Below are 17,920 nucleotides of genomic sequence, written 5' to 3' on the forward strand. Positions count from 1 at the left end.
CGATCGACGCTGAAGCGAACCTGAAGCCACCTGAAGACCGCTTCAGGTTCGGTTTGCCAAGCTGAAGGCATGCGCCTGTTGATCGTGGAAGACGAAAAGCGGTTGGCCCTGTCGCTTGCCAAGGGACTGACGGCCGAGGGCTTCGCCGTGGACGTCGTCCACGACGGAGTCGATGGCCTGCACCGGGCGAGCGAGGGGGTCTACGACCTGGTGATCCTCGACATCATGCTGCCCGGCATGAACGGCTACCGCGTGTGCGCCGCCCTGCGCGCCGCCGGCCAGGACGTGCCGATCCTGATGCTCACCGCCAAGGACGGCGAGTACGACGAGGCCGAGGGCCTCGACACGGGCGCCGACGACTACCTCACCAAGCCGTTCTCCTACGTCGTCCTGGTGGCCCGCGTGAAAGCGCTGCTCCGGCGGCGCGGGCCGGCGGGCGGAGCCTCGCCCGTGCACACGGTCGGCGACCTGAAGGTCGACACCGCCGCCCGGCGGGTGTTCCTCGCGGAGGACGAGATCACCCTGACCGCAAAGGAGTTCTCCGTCCTCGAACAGCTCGTGATGAGAGCCGGTGAGGTCGTGTCGAAGTCCGACATCCTGGAGCACGCCTGGGACTTCGCGTACGACGGCGACCCGAACATCGTCGAGGTCTACATCAGCACGCTCCGCCGCAAGGTCGGCTCCGCGCTCATCAAGACCGTACGCGGGGCCGGATACAGACTGGAGGCCCGCCCGTGAAGCGTCTTCTCGGCTCCGTCCGGGCCCGCGCCACCCTCGCCGCGACCGTAGTCGTCGCCATAGCCGTGGTCGCCGCGGGCGCCGCCGTACTGCTCTCGCTGCGGTTCACCCTCACCGACAAGTCGGATGCCGAGGCCGACGCCGTGGCCCGCAACGCCGCCTCGGCGCTGGCGAACGGGTTCGCGTACGACGAGCTGAACCTGCCGGACGGCGACGAGAACCCCGTCGAGGTCCTGGACCGGAACGAGAAGCCCGTCGCGGCCGGCGAGGACGTCGAGGCCATGAACGTGACCGCCGTCGCCTCGGACCGGCTGAACTCCGAGACCAACGACGACGCCGACGACAAGGCGGAGGGCGATCGCGCGGCGGAGGACGGGGGCACCCTCTCCGCCGGGGAGATCGCCGACGAGACCTGGTACGGCGAGGGCACCGCGACCGTCGAAGGGGCGACGGCGAAGTACCGGTTCGCCGCGGTCGACGTGATCACGCCGGGAGATGTCCTGCTCACCGTCTACGCGGGCGCCCCGCTCGCCACCGAAGAGGAGGCCGTCAGCACCGCGTTGACGACGATGCTCATCGGGCTGCCCCTGCTGCTGTTGACGGTCAGCGGGGTGACGTACGCCGTCACCAGGCGGGCGCTGCGCCCCGTCGAGGGCATCCGCGCCGAGATGGCGGCCATCACCGCCTCCGAGGACCTCTCCCGCCGTGTCCCCGAGCCGGACACGCACGACGAGATCGCCCGCCTGGCCCGCACGACGAACGAGACCCTCGCCGCCCTGGAGACCTCGGTCGAGCGGCAGCGCGCCTTCGTCGCCGACGCCTCGCACGAACTGCGCAGCCCCATCGCGTCCCTGCGCACCCAGCTCGAAGTGGGCGCCGCGCACCCGGAGTTGCTGGACCTGGACGGGGCCGTCGAGGACACCGTACGACTGCAGAGCCTCGCCGCCGACCTGCTGCTGCTCGCCCGCCTGGACGCGGGGGAGCGGCCCCCGCCACACGCGCGCTTCGACCTGGCGAAGGTCGTGGCGGAGGAGGTGTCCTCCCGGGACGGAGTGACCCTCGACAGCGTCAGGTCCGTGGAGGTGCGCGGCTCCCGCAACCAGATCTGCCGTGTCCTGGGCAACCTCCTGGACAACGCCCGCCGCCACGCCCGCGACCGCGTCGCCGTCACCCTGCACACGGACGCCGGCCAGACGGTCCTCCAGGTCGCCGACGACGGCTCGGGCGTCCCCCTCGCCGACCGCGACCGTATCTTCGAACGCTTCGTCCGCCTCGACGAATCCCGAGCCCGGGACGACGGCGGCGCCGGCCTGGGCCTCGCCATCGCCAGGGACATCGCCGTACGCCACGGAGGCACATTGACAGTCACCGACGCCCCCGGCGGAGGCGCCTTGTTCGAACTGAGGCTGCCGCTCACCGGCCGGATGGCCGCGCAGGACGACTGAGCCGTACTCAGATGTCCCGGAAGATCTCGATCTGCGCCCCCACCGTGTTGAGCCGCTCCGCCAGATCCTCGTACCCCCGGTTGATGACGTACACGTTCCGCAGTACCGACGTGCCCTCGGCCGCCATCATCGCCAGCAGGACGACCACGGCGGGGCGCAGCGCGGGTGGGCACATCATCTCGGCGGCGCGCCAGCGCGTCGGGCCCTCGACCAACACCCGGTGGGGGTCGAGGAGTTGGAGGCGTCCGCCGAGGCGGTTGAGGTCGGTGAGGTAGATCGCGCGGTTGTCGTAGACCCAGTCGTGGATCAGGGTCTTGCCCTGCGCGGAGGCCGCGATGGCCGCGAAGAAGGGGACGTTGTCGATGTTCAGGCCCGGGAACGGCATCGGGTGGATCTTGTCGATCGGCGCCTCCAGCTTGGAGGGCCGGACGGTGAGGTCCACCAGACGCGTACGGCCGTTGTCCGCGAAGTACTCCGGCGTACGGTCGTGATCGAGGCCCATCTCCTCCAGGACCGCCAGCTCGATCTCCAGGAACTCGATCGGCACCCGACGCACCGTCAGCTCCGACTCGGTGACGACGGCGGCGGCCAGCAGGCTCATCGCCTCGACCGGGTCCTCCGAGGGCGAGTAGTCCACGTCCACGTCGATGTTCGGCATGCCGTGCACGGTCAGCGTCGTCGTGCCGATGCCTTCCACACGTACGCCCAGTGCCTCCAGGAAGAAGCACAGGTCCTGGACCATGTAGTTGGACGAGGCGTTGCGGATGACGGTCGTGCCGTCGTGGCGCGCGGCGGCGAGCAGCGCGTTCTCGGTCACCGTGTCCCCGCGCTCGGTCAGCACGATCGGCCGGCGGGGGGTGACGGACCGGTCCACCCGGGCGTGGTAGAGCCCCTCGGTGGCGGTGATGTCCAGACCGAACCGGCGCAGCGCGATCATGTGCGGCTCGATCGTCCGCGTACCGAGGTCGCAACCGCCCGCGTACGGCAGCTTGAACTGGTCCATACGGTGCAGCAGCGGGCCGAGGAACATGATGATCGAGCGCGTACGGCGGGCCGCCTGCGCGTCGATGGTGCCGAGGTCGAGGTCTGCCGGGGGCACGATCTCCAGGTCCACCCCGTCGTTGATCCACCGGGTGCGTACGCCGATGGAGCCGAGCACCTCCAGCAGGCGGTACACCTCCTCGATGCGGGCCACTCGGCGCAGCACCGTGCGCCCCTTGTTCAGGAGGGTCGCGCACAGCAGCGCCACGCACGCGTTCTTGCTGGTCTTCACGTCGATGGAGCCGGAGAGCCGACGGCCGCCGACCACGCGTAGATGCATCGGACCCGCGTACCCCAGCGAGACGATCTCACTGTCCAGGGCTTCACCGATTCGGGCGATCATCTCAAGGCTGATGTTCTGGTTCCCGCGCTCAATGCGGTTCACGGCGCTCTGACTGGTGCCGAGCGCCGCGGCCAGCTGCGTCTGTGTCCAGCCCCGGTGCTGACGGGCGTCACGGATGAGCTTGCCGATGCGTACGAGGTAGTCGTCGTCCATGGCGGCAGGCTATCTCGGATATGAGATGTCGAAATCTCAGGGGGTCCATTGGAGTGAGGGGAGTGACACCTCCTCAGGAGCGGCCCCAGTGACGCCTGGTGAGGCCGGCTCCACGGCGACGCCGGGTGGCGGTCCGTGTCCTGCGCCACCCGAAGGGGCCGGGCAGATCGAACGATGTGGTCCGGCGCCCGGTGCTGCTGCGCGTGTGCCGCGGCCCGTGCCGGCCACCCGTGGTGATGGACCAGGAGCGCCGGTTGATGTTCAACCGCACCCCCGGCAGAATCCGGAAACTCTTGCGGAACGTGAGGGGCATGTCCGCCTCCTTTCGCTCACCGATGGGTACCCCGGATACCGGCCGGCACGCCGCCCCGGCACGGCTACCGCTGTTCGGGTCTGCCTACGCGGCTTGGTGAAGTCCGGTGCGGACCGCGCCCGCTTGAGGGCCGCAGGCCCCGATAGGGGCGCGGGGCTGTATTGATATGCGGCTCCGCCGCGTGGGCGCGACCAGCCACAACGAACCCGCAGCTTGAAACTGCGCAACCCAGCGGAGCGCCTACGCAGGCAGCGCCCCGCTCTGTGCCGCCTTGCGGTGGCGCGCGCTCAGGCGGGAGCCCGACTCACGGCGGGCGGCGCGGCGCAGGAGGGGTATCGCGAGGAGGAACCCGAGGACTGCCCAGGCGGTCAGCACCAGAGCGACCATGGGCAGCTCCCAGGAGCCGGCCGGCTCGGCGGCCCGTGCGGCGTCCGGCAGCAGCGCCGAGCGCAGGCCCTGCGCCATCCACTTGAGCGGGAAGACCGAGGCCACCTGCTGGACCGGCCCGGGCATCACGGTGAGCGGGAACACCGCTCCGGAGGCGAACAGCAGCCCCATCACGGGCAGCATGATCAACGCCAGCGCCTCGCGCGGGTTGGGCAGCACGGCGCCCAGGGCCGCGCCCAGCGGTACGACGGCGAGCAGCCCGAGCGTGGTGACCCACAGCAGCGTCAGCCAGCCGCCCGGACCGCGCGGCAGTGGCCCGTCCGCCAGCAGCGCCGTGGTTACCAGGAGCAGGGCCAGGGTGCCGACCGCCGTGACGACCACCAGCAGACACTTGGCGACGAGATAGGCCGGTATCCCGCCGGGCGTGGCGCGCAGCCGCAGCAGGGCGCCCTCCTCCCGCTCGGTCACGAGCATCTGCGGGAGGGTGATCAGCCCGATCTGGAACAGCCCATAGGCGGCGAAGCCCGCGAGCGCCAGGTGGGCCATCGGGGTATCGGTGCCGGGCACATCATCACTGATGTAGGCGGCGATCAGCAGCGCGACGACCACATTGGTCAGATGGCCGGACATCTCCTTGGGATTGCGGAGGAGGTGCCGCAGCTCGATGCCGCCGCGAAGGAAGCCGGCACGCCAGTAGCGGCGGGTGGGGCGGCGCGGTTGCTTCGTCCCGCCCGGTGCGTCACTCACGTCCGCCACGTCGGCCCTGTCCATCTTGTTCGCCACATGTGTCTCCCTCATACGGCCTGTGCCTCCCCGTCCATGGCCCCGTCCACGACCGCGTCCCTGCCGTCGTCCTCCCGATGCACCATGTGCAGATACGTGTCCTCCAGCGTCGGGCGGCGGACCTCCAGACCGGCGATCGGGCCGTCCGCGTCCCGGTGGAGTTCCCAGACCAGCCGAGAGGGGTCATCGGTACGTTCGCGGTGGGACGTCCCGTCGTCGGCCGTCCAGCGGACCTCGGCCTGTGCGGCGGCCCGCCGGGCCAGTTCCGCCGGGGTGCCACAGACCCGGATCCGTCCGCCGACCAGCATGGCGATCCGGTCGGCGAGCCGCTCGGCCTCCACCAGGTCATGTGTGGTGAGCAGGACGGTGACGCCCTCGTCGCGGGCCAGCCGTTCGACCAGGACGTGGAACTCGTGCCGCGCCTCCGGATCGAAGCCGGTGGTCGGCTCGTCCAGGAAGAGGAGCTCGGGGCGGCCGACGATGCCGAGCGCGACATCCAGCCGCCGGCGCTGGCCGCCGGACAGCCGGTCCACCTGCCGACCGGCCTGGTCGGTGAGGCCGACCAGGGCCAGCAGTTCGGTGGGGTCGCGCGGGTCGGGGTAGTACGTCGCGAAGTGCGCCAGCAGCTCGGCGACCCGCCAGCGGCGGTGGTCGCGCCAGGACTGCAGGACCAGTCCGATCCGGCCGCGCCAGGCGTCGTCGCCCCGCTCCGGATCCGCACCGAGGACCCGGACCTCCCCGGCGGAGCGCTGCCGGAAGCCCTCCAGGATCTCGACGGTGGTGGTCTTCCCGGCGCCGTTGGGCCCGAGCAGTGCGAAGACCTCGCCGCGGTGGATGTCCAGATCGATGCCGCGGAGGACGTCGACGTCGCCGTACGCCATGGTCAACTCGCGTACCTGGATGATGGGTTGGGCGGGCGTGAGCGTCGTCATCGTCCTGTCTCCGCGGGGTGCTGCGGTTGTGCCGCCCCGGTCGCGGCCTTCGTGGGAGCGTCGTCCGCCGGCGGGCCGGGCGCCGCCGTGGGCCCGGCGCCCTCGACGATCGCCCGGAGCGCCGCCACGTGCCCCTCGAAGGCGGTGCGGCCGCGGTCCGTCAGCCGTACCTTCGTACGCCGCTTGCGGCCGCCGCCCTCCTTGTGGATCTCCAGGTATCCGGCCTCTTCCAGGGTGTGCAGCTGCTTGGAGAGCGCGGAGTCGCTGAGCGAGAGGCTGTCGCGGATGAACGCGAAGTCCGCCCATTCGGTGGTGGCGAGCAGCGCGACCACCGACAGCCGGGTGGAGGGATGGATCAGCTCGTCGAAGCCGGCGGGGGTACTCATCGGCCCGCCTCCTCGTCGGCCGCCGGTTCGCCGCCGCTCCGCACCGAGTCGGCCGCCCAGCGGTTGGCGGGACCGAGGGAGAGCAGGTACACGGCCACCGCGGCCGTGGCCTGGATGAGGCCGGCGTAGATCGGCTCCAGTGGCTCGGTCAGGTGGTCCGACAGCACGATCGTCCCGCTGACCAGCACCGCCTCCGCACCGAACGCGGCCCACATACGCCCGGGGCAACGAGTGTGGTGCAGTTGCATCCGGCTCCTGCGGCTGCTCATCACGATCAGCACGCTCAACAGGCCGACGTAGGCGGCCACGAGCAGTCCGACGCCCCACTGGGGCAGGTCCATGCCCACGACGGCAAGGAACACCCACATGAGCGCGGCCGTGCCGTAGGTCATGCCGCGCCCGCCGGACACGGAGCGCTCGAACTCGTCGTACACCCGCTCCTGCGGCACCCGGATGCGCTGCAGATCCTTCCAGGCCTGTTCGGCATCCATCGGTGTGCTCACGGCCATCGCCTCCCCGTGACGAGCCCCATTCGACTTTCCCATCGGGAAAGTTACTCCTGACTTTCCCGGAAGGCAAGTCAGGAGTGTGCGGGGTCGGTGTGACGGAGCAGCCGTCCTGTCCTGCCTCTGGGAGCGTGGCCTGCTGTCGGGTGCCGGCCTGGGGTTGGACGGACGAAGTGAGACGTCGGCCTTCGTGATGTCTCACTGCTGCCGGCCACTGCGGGCGAGGACGGAAAATCTCAGCCGCGTGGCCAGTTGGCGCTGGTGCCGGACCAGGGTGCAGCGCCAGAACAGTCGACGGCGTAGCCGCGCGCCGGGCAGTACTCGGGGCGACCTGCGCCACGGCGCCCTGACAGGTCGGGGGCGCTCCTTCGTCTTGGCCCAGGGGCAGAACGCCCAGAGGGCGGAACGAGGGCACGTTCGCGACCCCTCAGTCGAGACAGAACTCGTTGCCCTCGATGTCCTGCATCAGTTGGCACGACTCGTTGTAGTCATCGGCAAGCAGCAGTCGCCCACGTACCGCGCCGAGCGCGACCAGTCGTGCGCACTCGGCCTCGAGTGCGGCGAGGCGCTCTTCGCCCACGAGTCCGGTGCCGACCCGCACGTCAAGATGCACCCGATTCTTGACGACCTTGCCTTCGGGAACGCGCTGGAAGTACATCCGCGGGCCCACACCCGAGGGATCCATGCAGGCAAACCCTGAACCCTGACGCTCGGGCGGCAGCGAGCGATCGTAATCGCCCCAAGTGGCGAACCCCTCCGGTGGCGGCGGTACGACGTACCCCAACACCTCGCACCAGAAACGAGCGACGCGCTCAGGTTCCGCACAGTCGAAGGTGACCTGGAACTGCTTGATCGGTGACATCGGTCCACGGTAGTGGCGCGTGCTGTTGATCGAACCCCCGGGGTGTCACCGCCGCGCGGGTCGAGGTCTCGCGGGACATGGGTGGCGCCGACGGACCGGATTGCCTGAGGCGAGGGCCAATTCGTATGAGACGGGACACCAGTGCCCCACGTCACTCGAATTTCAGCGAGACGAAACTACTGGTCGTCAACCCTCGGTGACGACGATCAGCCTTCGAGGAAGCAGCGCAACCGATGTCCTGTCTCAGTCGATCATGGACAGGGTCGGCCTGTGACCTGGAGTGCTCACGATCGATTGAGAAGCGATCTATGACTTGTCTCGTTTGATCGTGGGCATCGGGGCTGTTCGACAGTGTCCGACCCCGGATGCCTGGGCTATCAGTGGTGGAACAGTCGCATCCCGGTCCGGGCGAGCGTGATGTGGTGCTCGCGGCAGGCGGTCTCGATCTCGTCGGACCTGATGGAGCCGCCCGGCTCCGCGATGTAGCGGACGCCGTGGCGGTGGGCATGGTCGACGTTGTCGCGGAACGGCAGAGCGCCGTCGGAGGCGAAGGCGACACCGTCAAGGCGTCGCAGCCATTGGGCGCGCTCCTCGGGGGTTAGCTCTTCGACGGGTGTGGTCAGAGCCCGCTCCAGGTGCTTGGCCTCGTTCAGGGTGAGGTCGCCCTCGACGAAGCGGATCTGCCAATTGATCCGGTCCTGGCGCCGGACGTCGGGGCGGAAGGCAAGGGCGCGGACGGCTGGGTGGCGCCGCAGCCACCAGGTATCGGTCTTGGCTCCGGCCAGACGTGTGCAGTCGACGCGGGACTGCTGGCCGGCTCCGACGCCCAGCGTCATCCCACCCCGCAGGTAGCACACGGAGTTGGATTGGGTGAAGCGCAGGACGGCCAACCCCAGCAGCAGGTCTTCCAGGGCCGTTGCGGGGAGCTCATCCCCGACGGTTCGGTCGAGCAGGGCGGAAGAAAGCTGCACCTCGTCACGTTGCTGCGTCAGGCGCAGGCCGAAGACTTCCCGTGATTCGTGACGCGGGGGCACGAATGCTTCGTTGGCCTCCATGATCAGGAAGCGGCCGTTCTTCTTCCTGCTGAGCTGTGCGACAGTGCCTGGCGCGTAGCCGGGAGCAATGATGCCGTCACAGACCATGCCGGTCAGCAGTTGAGCGAGTTCGGCGTCGACCGGGTGCGAGACGGCGGCGAAGTCGCCGTAGGAAGACTTCGGGTCCGCATCCCGGGCGCGCAAGTAGGCACTGCTGACAGCCCCCACCTCGTCTCCGGCGATGCCGAAGAGCTCCGCGGTGACGTCATCGACCGGCCCGGAGACGGCCGCGCCGGCTGGCGAGACGTGTTTGAAGGATGCGGCTGCCGGCCTGCCCAATGCCCGGCTGGCCTGGTGCACGAGCTGCCATCCGTTGAGGGCGTCCAACACGTTGATGAAGGACGGTTCTCCGTGCAGGAGTCGAACCGGCCACCCGGCAGGTGACAACGGTGCGGCGCTTGCCGCTGCTTGGTGGGGGTTGATGCCGTAGCGCAGTTCCACGTCCTGGCCTCCTCAGCGGGACATCGCTGACGGAGGCGCCCAGGCGGTCGACGCTCACAATCGGGACACGGCCGCTCCCCGGTGGTACTCCACCCGCGCCAGTTGCGGCCAAGCACGACTTTACCGACCGACAGAGCGATTGACCGCCCGAATGCGTCGAAGCTGAGTAGGTGTTTTTGAACCCGAAACTCGCTCAGGGGCTGGATGTTGGCCGGCCTCCTTCAGTGCGGAGGGCCCGCCGCGCGGCGGGCCCCTCGCTCGGCTTGCTGGTGGCAGGTTCAGAGCTTGACGATCATCTTTCCGATGTTCTCGCCGCGCATCATCGCGAAGAAGGCGTCCAGGGTGTTGTCGAGGCCCTCCCGCACCGTTTCGCGGTAGCGGAGCTTGCCCTCGGCGAGCCAGCCGCCGACCTCGTGGACGAAGTCGGGCTGGAGGTCCAGTTCCTCGCTGAACATGAACGACAGGATGTCCGAACGCGTCACCAACAGGTTCCACAGGTTGCGCGGCCCCACGACCTTCTCGCCGTTGTACTGGGAGACCATCCCGCACAGGACGACGCGGGCGTGCAGTTTGAGCGCGCCGATCGCCGCCTCCAGATGCTCGCCCCCGACGTTGTCGAAGAAGACGTCGATGCCCTCGGGCGCCGCCTTGGCCAGCTGCTCGGCGACCGGGCCGTTCTTGTAGTTGAACGCCGCGTCGTAGCCGTACTCCTCGACCAGCAGCTTGACCTTCTCGTCCGAGCCCGCGCTTCCTATCACGCGTCCGGCGCCCTTCAGCTTGGCGATCTGACCGACCTGGCTGCCGACCGCGCCCGCCGCACCGGAGACGAACACTGTGTCGCCTTCCTTGATCTTCGCGAACCGCTCCAGCCCGATGTAGGCGGTGAGGCCGGTGACGCCGAGCACGCCCAGGTAAGCGGTGAGAGGCGCAAGATTCGGGTCCACCTTCTGGGCGGTCGCCGCGTCGAGGACCGCGTGGTCGCGCCAGCCGAGAACGTGCACCACGTAATCGCCGGGCGCGAAACCCTCGGCGTTGGACACCAGGACGCGGCCGACCGCCGGACCGTCCATCGGTGCGTTCACGTCGTACGGCTCGATGTAGGACTTCTTGTCGCTCATCCGGCCACGCATGTAGGGGTCGACCGAGAGGTACTCGTTGGTGACCAGGAGCTGACCCGGGCCGGGCGTGCTGAGGTCCACCTCGCGCAGCGAGAAGTCGGACGCCGTCGGCCGGCCCTCCGGGCGGGTGTCCAGGTGCCAGGCGCGGGCGGTGGTGGGCAGGGTCTGCTCGGACATGTGGATCAAGTCCCTTCGGAGAGAAAGTGGTACTCGGGGAGGTAGTGGTCAGAAAGGTCTGTCTTGGGCCGGCAGGCCGACCGGGTCGCCCGCGGATCCTGCTGTCGAGCCTCTGTCGGGCGCTGTGGTCGGTCGTGCCGCGGCGGGAGGTGATCAGAGGTTCTGGTTGACCAGGCCGATGTACTCGCCCAGCTGGTACTCGACGTCGAGGCCCTTTTCAGCGGCCAGTGCGCCGAGCCCGACCGCACGCGCGGCGAATCCCGGCTGCGTCAGTGTGTCCGCGAACTCGCCGAAGGCGGCGACCAGGTCGGCGTCCGGCGGCAGTGTCGCCCGGTTGACCATGGACTTCGCGGTCGCCAGTGCCTGCCGGTCGAAGGAGGCGAGGCGGGCGACCGTCGCGTCGACGAAGGCGTCGAGTTCCGCGTCGGGCAGGGTGCGGGTGACCCATCCCCAGCGCTCGGCCAGGTTGGCGTCGTAGTCGGCACTGGTCAGGATCGCCTCCAGTGCGCGGTCGCGGCCGATGGAGCGCGGGAGCCGTTCGGCGCCGCCTCCGCCGGGGACGATGCCGATGCCGACCTCGGGCTGGCCGAAGAACGCCTTCTCGCGGCTGGCGTAGCGCAGGTCGCAGGCGAGGGCCAGCTCGTTGCCGGCGCCGCGGGTGCGGCCCCGGATGGCCGCGATGCTGACGAACGGAGCCTTGGTCAGCCGCAGGACCATGTCGGTCCAGACCGGGTTGTCGTCCTCGTGCTCGGGCTGGGGGAGGTCGGCGCCTGCGGCGCCGTCGTAGTGGTTGATGAAGAAGTCGGGGAGTTCGCTGCTGAAGACGACGACCTGGATGTCCGGGTCGTTCTCGAGCTCCTTGACGATTCTGTGCAGCGTCACGACGGACTCGGGAATCACCAGGTTCACGGGAGGATTCGCGAACGTGATCCTGGCGGTCCGCGGGGTGGTCCGCTCCAGGCGGATCGTGCTGGGCTGGCTCATGGCGTGGTCCCTTTCTTAGGGGGTTGCGTGGCCGTGATCGCGTCGACACGGCCACGGACCTGTTGCGCCTGGTGGGGATGCGGGTGCCGCCGCTTTGTCCGTCGGAGCGGCATCGCTACGGCAGGCCCGCCTGCACCTGTGTGGCATGGTGTGCGCGCCGTTCGAGCTGATGACGAGCACGGTTTTCTCACGTCAGGGGTGTGCGGGGTTCAGATGGTGGCCGGGGCGCCGGCCGGAGTGCCTTTCGAGAGGTCGGCAGCCTGGCTGTCGGCCTTGGGCCGGCCGAGCATCAGGAGCGAGACGGCTGCGGCCAGGGCGACCGCAGCGGCGCCGACCCAGAGCGCCGGGATCAGTCCGTCCACGAACGTGGAAGCGGACTCGTAGCCACCCTGGGAGGAGAAGACGGCGGCCAGCGATGCGACGCCGATGGCGCCGCCGACCTCACGGATGGCGTTGTTGGCACCGGAGGCGATGCCTTCCTCCTCGGTGCGGACGGTGCTCATGACGAGGTTCGCGCTGGGGGCGAAGAACATGCCCATACCGACTCCGCAAACGATCAGGGCCGGCAACAGGGAGGTGTACGACACCTGTGGTTCGACGACCGTCGCCCAGAGTCCCAGGCCCACGGCGTTGAGGGCCATGCCCACCGCGACGACGGGGGCGCCGCCGATGCGGTCGGAGACCGCGCCTGCGATGGGTCCGGCGATCATCGGCATGGCGGTCCAGGGCAGCATGCGCACGCCGGCTTCCATGGGCGAGTAGCCGCCGACGGTCTGCAGGTACTGGCTGAGGAGGAAGATCGACCCGAACATGCCGAGGAGCATCAGCAGGCTGGCCGCGTTGATGGCGCTGAAGGCGCGGTGGCGGAAGAGGCGCATCGGCAGCATCGGGTTCTCGACGCGCTGTTCCCACAGGACGAAGGCGATGAGCAGGGCAGGGCCCGCGATGAAACCGCCCAGCACCAGGGTGCTGGTCCAGCCGTCGGCGTTGCCGCGGATCAGGGCGTAGACGATGCCGAACAGACCGCCGCTGGCCAGGGCCGTGCCGACGAGGTCGAGGCTCGGGTTCGGGCCGTGGCTCTCCTTGAGCCGCAGCAGGGCGAGCGGTATCAGGATCAGCCCGAGCGGGACGTTCACCCAGAAGATCCACTGCCAGGAGAGGTGCTCGGTGAGCGTGCCGCCGATCAGGGGTCCGGTGGCGACGGCGACGCCGCTGGCCGCGCCCCAGATACCGAATGCCGCGCCGCGCCGCTCGGGCGGGACGGCGGCCGACAGCAGGGTGAGTGTCAGGGGCGTCACGATGGCGGCCCCGACGCCCTGCGCCGCTCGGGCGGCGATGAGTTCGTTCATCCCCGGGGCGAGCGCGGCCGCGGCGGACGCGGCGGTGAAGATGCCGAGCCCGAGGACGAACAGCCGTCGCCGTCCGAACCGGTCACCCAGCGAGGCGCCGAACATCAGCAGGACCGCGAAGGTGAGGGTGTAGGCGCTCACCGTCCATTCGAGGTCCTCAAGTGCGCCGCCGAGGTCCTCACGGATCGAGGGCAGGGCGGTGGTGACGATCAGATTGTCGAGCGCGGTGATGAATCCCGCCGCGCTGGTGATGACCACGGCCCATGCGGCGGTGCCGCGCCGGGCTGGTTGCTGCTGCTGGGACATGACTTCCTCATCGCAGACGGGACGAGTGCTGATGAACAAAGGTGGCTGCCGCGGGGGCGAGCGGCATGGTTCGCCGACGCGCCCGACCACCCCGGAAGTCGTCGACGGCCACCGTTGGCCGACTGATGCTCAGGTGGGGTGGGGTGGGGGTCGGCGTGACAAATTCGTGGGGTGACGCGGAAGAAGGCGTGGATGTCGCCGACAAGGCGTGTTGCGGTTGTTCCATGGCCCCGAGGCGATCGCATGAGCCGTACTGATGGAACGTCACTGCGCGGGTGAATCGACGGGTCGCACCTGTGAGGTTCCTTCAGCCGAGGACGTGATCACCACGGGTGCGAGCTGATCGAGCGGCGCCCTGTCAGCACGTAGCTCTGGCCGGGGCGTTCGCTTGAGCGGCCTCGACCGGAATTCGGGCGGTCGTCTCAACGGTGTCGGTCAGGCGGGCCGGGTGCCGAAGAGGTAGAAGTTGCCGATGTCGATCACGAAGGGAGCCGCGTAGTCGGGGTAGCGCTCGATGATGGCCTGCTTGTAGGCCTCGCCGTCGTCACCGAGCAGGTCACTGGCGGCCTCCAGGTACGCGGCCATCTCGGCGAAGACGGCCTGTCCTGCGGGCAGCCCGTGTCCGGGCAGGACCGTGTCGTAGGACGGGTCGGCGAGCTCCTGCAGGATGACCTGCCAGCGGGCGATGTCGTTGTTTCCGACGAACGCGTGGGTGTGGTGGTAGACGAGGTCCTGTGCCACCAGTACGCCCTGCTCGGGCAGCCGGATCAGCAGCTGGTCGCTGGTCTCACCGCCGGAGACGGTTTCGAAGACGAAGGTGACACCGTCGATGACCTCGGTGCCCGGGGTGATCAGGTCGGTGGGTGCCACTTCCGCTGCCGGGACCGGGACGCCGTTCAAGTCCTGGAGGTCGCCGCGGGCCGCCATCTGATCCCGTACGACCGCCAGTGCGTGAATGGGTGCGTTGAAGCTGGCTGCGCCATGGTAGTGGTCCGGGTGGTCATGGGTGACGATGAGCCGGTCCAGCGGCTTGCCGAGTCCCTTGGCGTATTCGACGACCTCGTCGGCGTCTGCGACGTTGACCTGACCGTCCACCGCGATGAGCAGGTTCGGGGTTTCGATCAGCTGGGTGGTGACGTTCAGACCCGTGTCGGGAGCCATGTAGCTGTGGACCCGCACGATGCCCTTGTCGATGACGGTGACTGTGCCCCTCATTGCTCTACTCCTTCTAAGTCTCTCGCCCGAGAAGATCGCCCTGTGACTGGGGGCGGGGATCTCTTCGGCCGTCTTGCTTCATATGACGGGAGCTGGGTTCTCGCCCCAGGTGGACATCACGTGTCGGATCTGCGCCTGGCACCGGGGCAGTCGCCCCGTCCAAGGGAAGCGCGAGCCATCCACGACCACCTCCGAGTCGTAAAGACGAAAGCCGCTTGTCGAGGGCTCACCACCTCAGAGAGCACGAGCGGCACGGCGCGCCGACGCCTCAGGCGGCCGGGTCGACGGCGTAGCGCAGGTATCTGCCCGGAGGCCGCCCTGACGGTCACGGCATTCGTCACCAAGAGCGCTGTCGTAGTCCTGCTGATGCTTCTGACTTCGGTGATCGACGTCGCCTTGTGGTCCTCCTGCGGTGCAGCGCGAGTGCACTGAGCACCCAGGCATGACGCTACGGAGGAAGGGAGGGAAGCGGATCTGTCACCTCATCTGTCACAGGGCTGCCAAGCGCAGGTCAACTGGCGGTGTCGCGAATGGTCCCGGCTGCAGTGAGCCATTAAGATTTCAAGCAAATGAACCTGTTGTATGGACGGCACCAGGAGCAGGCAGCCCTCGACCGGATCCTTGACGCCGCTGGTCAAGGCGCCGGGGCGGCTCTGATGGTGTGGGGCGAACCCGGTATCGGCAAGACCGCCCTGCTCGACTACGTGGCCGAAGCAGCTGGTGGAGACTTCACCGTCGTGAGATGCCGGGGTACCCGTCTGGAGTCGGGGGTGGCGTTCGCCGGCCTGCATGAACTGCTGTGGCCGGTGAAGGACCGGATCAGCACACTCCCCAAGCCGCAGGCCAACGCCTTGAACGGAGCACTCGGCATCAGCGGTGACGTGGCGGACCCGTTCCTGATCAGCGTGGCCGTACTGACGCTCATCGGCGATTTGGCCGGGGAGCGGCCTGTGCTGATCGCCGTCGACGATGCCCACTGGCTGGACGAGCCCTCCGCACGGTGCCTGGCCTTCGTGGCGCGCCGCCTGCGCGCCGAGCCCGTGGCCATGCTCCTGACCGGACACGACGATCCCGTGGAGGGACCGTGGGAGGAACTGGCGGCGATGGAGGTCCGTGGGCTGGGCGACGAGGACGCCCGGCTGCTGGCCGGTGCCGTCGCTCCGCACGCCGACGAGGGGGTGATCCGCCGCACGGTCCGGGCGGCGGCCGGCAATCCGCTCGCGCTCCAGGAACTGCCCACGTCCATGGCGGCGGGCGATATCTCGACGCACCCTCTCGCCGGTGAGCAGATCGCCGTCGGGCCCCGCCTGCGCCGTACCTTCCGTGCCCGCATCGTGAGGTTGTCCGCGCCCGCCCGCACCGCGCTGCTTCTCATCGCCGCCGATGACCGCAGCGACCGGAACACCATGTGCCGGGCGGCTCTTGTGCTCGGCCTCGACTCGGCCGCGTGGGACGAGGGGATGCACTCGGGTCTGCTCACCACGCGTTCGGACGGTCGGATCTGCCTGCGCCACCAGTTGATGGGGGCGGTGGTCTACGAGGAGGCGCCGGCCGCGGACCGGCAGGCGGTTCATCGCGCGCTCGCCTCCGTGCTGACCGGTGAGAACGCCGACGAGTTGCGCCCCTGGCACCTTGCCGCGGCTGTGGAAGCCGCGGGCGGACCTGACGGGGAGGTGGCCCGGCTGCTGGAGGAGTCGGCCGATCGCTCCTGGGCACGCGGCGGCTGTGCCACGGCCGGCCGTGCCCTGCGGCGCGCGGCGGCGCTGTCCCCCTCCACGGACGACGCGGCCAGGCGGCTGGCTCACGGAGCGAAGGCGGCCTGGCAGGCCGGCCAGGCCGATATGGCGCGGGACATGCTGGCGCGGGCCGAACGGATCTCCTCCGAAGCCAAGGTCGCGGACCTCAGTGAGGGGTTGCGTGGGCTGATCGAGTTCACGCACGGCCATCTCGAGATCGCCTGCCGTCGGCTTGCCCGGGACATGGAACGGGTGGCCGATCCCGGGCAGGCGTTCACGCTCGGCAACATGGCGCTGTGGGCGGCCTGGGCGGCCGGGCACGGCGAACTGCAGCGCGAGACGCTCCACCGGCTCGAGCGGCGGCTTTCACAGGGGGACTTCCCGGACACCGGTCTGTTGCTGCGCGCATGGTGGACGGAGGACCGGAGCGGCGGCGCCGATGACCGCGAACAGGTGGCGGCCCTCGGCGGTCAGGGCCTCGACCGGCTCAGCGGCACTTCCTGGCCTCTGATGCCACCGGCCCCGCTGGGGGTGGCCTGGGGCATCGAGCACGTCCTTGGGGAGGGCCTCCACCGGGAAATCGACCAGCTGCGGCAGACCGACCAGGTGACCGCCCTGACCCAGGCGCTGGCCCAGACCGTGACGGTCGACATCGCGCAAGGATCCTGGGCCTTCGCCGAGGCGAACACCATCGAGGGACTCCGCGTGGCACAGGAGATCGGCGACGAACACTCGGCGTCGCAGTACCGCAACTGTCTCGGATGGCTGGCAGCCGCGCGAGGCGATGAGCGGACCGTCGCGGACCATGCCGCCCGGACCGCCGAGGTCTGGGTGCCGCGCGGAGGGCGCGTCTTCAGCGCGGCCGCGCAGTGGACCCTCGGTATGTCGGCGCTCTTCGCCGGCCGCGCCGAGGACGCTGTGGGCCGCCTGGTCCGGCTGACCGAGGACGGGCACCACGCGGCGCACCCCACCATCGCGCTGCTGGCCGCGCCTGACACCGCTGAAGCCGCGGTCCAGGCCGGGCAGCGGGCGACTGCCGAGGAACAGGCGTGGTTGCTGCGGCGGTGGGCGGAGCGGTCCCATGCGCCCTGGGCGGTCTCCGCAACGCACCTGGTCCATGCCCTGCTGGAGTCCGGAGCTGATGCGGACAAGCACTTCCGGCTAGCGCTGGACGTCCCCGGAGCCCAGTCGCGGCCCTTCGCCTACGCCCGCACCCGCCTGCTGTACGGCGAGTGGCTTCGCCGGGCCCGCCGCCGTAGCGACGCACGGATCCAGCTGGCGGAAGCCGCGGAAACCTTCCGGCGACTCGACGCGGCTCCCCTGCTCGCCCGCACCCGGGCCGAACAGGAGCTGAGCGGGCAGCAGGTGCGCCGCGACTCGGCACCGGACCGGGACGCCCCAACGGTCCTGACCGCGCAGGAGGCGAGAGTCGCACGGCTGGCCGCGGAGGGACTCACCAACCGGGAGATCGGGGCACAGCTATTGATCAGCCCCCGCACGGTGGGCTATCACCTGGCCAACGTGTTCCCCAAGCTCGGCATCGTCTCGCGCGCCGACCTCGCGCGCGTCGACTTCGAGGAAGGGCTGCGCTTGAAGGGGTGACCGGCGGTA

Annotated in this window: 15 protein-coding genes, 1 pseudogene and 1 riboswitch; of the genes and pseudogenes, 3 read left to right on the plus strand and 13 right to left on the minus strand. The window is 69.5% G+C overall.

What is annotated here, in order from left to right; genetic code table 11:
- The first annotated feature begins 69 nt into the window (after positions 1 to 69).
- The gene (locus OP79_RS35830) at positions 70 to 738 is read left to right on the plus strand and encodes a response regulator transcription factor (RefSeq protein ID WP_033326239.1); all 669 of its coding nucleotides are present in this window, start codon (positions 70 to 72) and stop codon (positions 736 to 738) included.
- Positions 735 to 2,183 (plus strand): sensor histidine kinase, encoded by a 1,449-nt coding sequence (locus OP79_RS35835; RefSeq protein ID WP_033326241.1) that lies wholly within the window; start codon positions 735 to 737, stop codon positions 2,181 to 2,183. Before OP79_RS35830 ends, OP79_RS35835 begins: the two co-directional genes overlap by 4 nt.
- Before the next feature lie 7 nt (positions 2,184 to 2,190).
- Here OP79_RS35835 and OP79_RS35840 read toward each other — a convergent pair whose 3' ends face one another.
- The 13 genes and pseudogenes from OP79_RS35840 to OP79_RS35895 all read right to left on the minus strand — a co-directional run bounded on the left by OP79_RS35840 (position 2,191) and on the right by OP79_RS35895 (position 14,573).
- Entirely contained in the window at positions 2,191 to 3,720 is a 1,530-nt protein-coding gene (locus OP79_RS35840; protein WP_033326243.1) for a helix-turn-helix domain-containing protein, read from the minus strand.
- A gap of 73 nt (positions 3,721 to 3,793) precedes the next feature.
- Positions 3,794 to 4,033 carry a DUF4236 domain-containing protein gene (locus tag OP79_RS35845; RefSeq protein ID WP_033326245.1) on the minus strand — a complete coding sequence of 80 codons (240 nt, stop codon included), beginning with the start codon at positions 4,031 to 4,033 and terminating at the stop codon, positions 3,794 to 3,796.
- Between the two features lie 240 nt (positions 4,034 to 4,273).
- Positions 4,274 to 5,218 carry an ABC transporter permease gene (locus OP79_RS35850; RefSeq protein WP_245685563.1) on the minus strand — a complete coding sequence of 315 codons (945 nt, stop codon included), beginning with the start codon at positions 5,216 to 5,218 and terminating at the stop codon, positions 4,274 to 4,276.
- Positions 5,215 to 6,135 (minus strand): ABC transporter ATP-binding protein, encoded by a 921-nt coding sequence (locus OP79_RS35855; protein ID WP_033326247.1) that lies wholly within the window; start codon positions 6,133 to 6,135, stop codon positions 5,215 to 5,217. The genes OP79_RS35850 and OP79_RS35855 overlap by 4 nt, the downstream gene beginning before the upstream one ends.
- Entirely contained in the window at positions 6,132 to 6,521 is a 390-nt protein-coding gene (locus OP79_RS35860; protein ID WP_033326249.1) for a transcriptional regulator, read from the minus strand. Before OP79_RS35860 ends, OP79_RS35855 begins: the two co-directional genes overlap by 4 nt.
- On the minus strand, positions 6,518 to 7,030 hold the full coding sequence (locus OP79_RS35865) for a hypothetical protein (RefSeq protein WP_245685565.1): 513 nt from the start codon (positions 7,028 to 7,030) through the stop codon (positions 6,518 to 6,520). Before OP79_RS35865 ends, OP79_RS35860 begins: the two co-directional genes overlap by 4 nt.
- Positions 7,031 to 7,225: 195 nt before the next feature.
- Positions 7,226 to 7,408: pseudogene (locus OP79_RS58645) on the minus strand (hypothetical protein); the annotation flags it as partial.
- 46 nt (positions 7,409 to 7,454) lie between these two features.
- Positions 7,455 to 7,889 (minus strand): VOC family protein, encoded by a 435-nt coding sequence (locus tag OP79_RS35870; RefSeq protein ID WP_033326251.1) that lies wholly within the window; start codon positions 7,887 to 7,889, stop codon positions 7,455 to 7,457.
- Between the two features lie 377 nt (positions 7,890 to 8,266).
- Complete coding sequence (locus tag OP79_RS35875; RefSeq protein WP_033326253.1) at positions 8,267 to 9,424, minus strand: phosphoribosylaminoimidazolecarboxamide formyltransferase; 1,158 nt, start codon at positions 9,422 to 9,424, stop codon at positions 8,267 to 8,269.
- 30 nt (positions 9,425 to 9,454) lie between these two features.
- Positions 9,455 to 9,540: riboswitch (ZMP/ZTP riboswitch) on the minus strand.
- Positions 9,541 to 9,702: 162 nt separating this feature from the next.
- A complete protein-coding gene (locus tag OP79_RS35880; RefSeq protein WP_033326254.1) occupies positions 9,703 to 10,719 on the minus strand; it encodes an NADP-dependent oxidoreductase in 1,017 nt (338 codons plus the stop codon).
- Between the two features lie 153 nt (positions 10,720 to 10,872).
- Positions 10,873 to 11,703, minus strand: coding sequence for an enoyl-CoA hydratase/isomerase family protein (locus tag OP79_RS35885; RefSeq protein ID WP_033326256.1), 831 nt, complete (start codon positions 11,701 to 11,703; stop codon positions 10,873 to 10,875).
- A gap of 209 nt (positions 11,704 to 11,912) precedes the next feature.
- Entirely contained in the window at positions 11,913 to 13,358 is a 1,446-nt protein-coding gene (locus OP79_RS35890) for a DHA2 family efflux MFS transporter permease subunit (RefSeq protein WP_033326257.1), read from the minus strand.
- 435 nt (positions 13,359 to 13,793) lie between these two features.
- The gene (locus OP79_RS35895; protein WP_033326259.1) at positions 13,794 to 14,573 is read right to left on the minus strand and encodes an MBL fold metallo-hydrolase; all 780 of its coding nucleotides are present in this window, start codon (positions 14,571 to 14,573) and stop codon (positions 13,794 to 13,796) included.
- 569 nt (positions 14,574 to 15,142) lie between these two features.
- Between OP79_RS35895 and OP79_RS35900 the strand changes: the two genes are divergently transcribed.
- Positions 15,143 to 17,911: a helix-turn-helix transcriptional regulator gene (locus OP79_RS35900; protein ID WP_051745169.1), complete on the plus strand. Its 2,769-nt coding sequence runs from the start codon at positions 15,143 to 15,145 to the stop codon at positions 17,909 to 17,911.
- The last annotated feature ends 9 nt before the right edge of the window (positions 17,912 to 17,920 follow it).

This window comes from Streptomyces yerevanensis, assembly GCF_000716805.1.
Classification (GTDB): Bacteria; Actinomycetota; Actinomycetes; order Streptomycetales; family Streptomycetaceae; genus Streptomyces; species Streptomyces flaveus.

Excerpts from the sequence above, each read along its gene's own strand:
- OP79_RS35850 (WP_245685563.1), bottom strand. The coding sequence starts at position 5,218 with ATGAGGGAGACACATGTGGCGAACAAGATGGACAGGGCCGACGTGGCG.
- OP79_RS35885 (WP_033326256.1), bottom strand. The coding sequence starts at position 11,703 with ATGAGCCAGCCCAGCACGATCCGCCTGGAGCGGACCACCCCGCGGACC.
- OP79_RS35860 (WP_033326249.1), bottom strand. The coding sequence starts at position 6,521 with ATGAGTACCCCCGCCGGCTTCGACGAGCTGATCCATCCCTCCACCCGG.
- OP79_RS35830 (WP_033326239.1), top strand. The coding sequence starts at position 70 with ATGCGCCTGTTGATCGTGGAAGACGAAAAGCGGTTGGCCCTGTCGCTT.
- OP79_RS35880 (WP_033326254.1), bottom strand. The coding sequence starts at position 10,719 with ATGTCCGAGCAGACCCTGCCCACCACCGCCCGCGCCTGGCACCTGGAC.
- OP79_RS35870 (WP_033326251.1), bottom strand. The coding sequence starts at position 7,889 with ATGTCACCGATCAAGCAGTTCCAGGTCACCTTCGACTGTGCGGAACCT.
- OP79_RS35890 (WP_033326257.1), bottom strand. The coding sequence starts at position 13,358 with ATGTCCCAGCAGCAGCAACCAGCCCGGCGCGGCACCGCCGCATGGGCC.
- OP79_RS35895 (WP_033326259.1), bottom strand. The coding sequence starts at position 14,573 with ATGAGGGGCACAGTCACCGTCATCGACAAGGGCATCGTGCGGGTCCAC.
- OP79_RS35845 (WP_033326245.1), bottom strand. The coding sequence starts at position 4,033 with ATGCCCCTCACGTTCCGCAAGAGTTTCCGGATTCTGCCGGGGGTGCGG.
- OP79_RS35855 (WP_033326247.1), bottom strand. The coding sequence starts at position 6,135 with ATGACGACGCTCACGCCCGCCCAACCCATCATCCAGGTACGCGAGTTG.
- OP79_RS35865 (WP_245685565.1), bottom strand. The coding sequence starts at position 7,030 with ATGGCCGTGAGCACACCGATGGATGCCGAACAGGCCTGGAAGGATCTG.
- OP79_RS35900 (WP_051745169.1), top strand. The coding sequence starts at position 15,143 with ATGAACCTGTTGTATGGACGGCACCAGGAGCAGGCAGCCCTCGACCGG.
- OP79_RS35840 (WP_033326243.1), bottom strand. The coding sequence starts at position 3,720 with ATGGACGACGACTACCTCGTACGCATCGGCAAGCTCATCCGTGACGCC.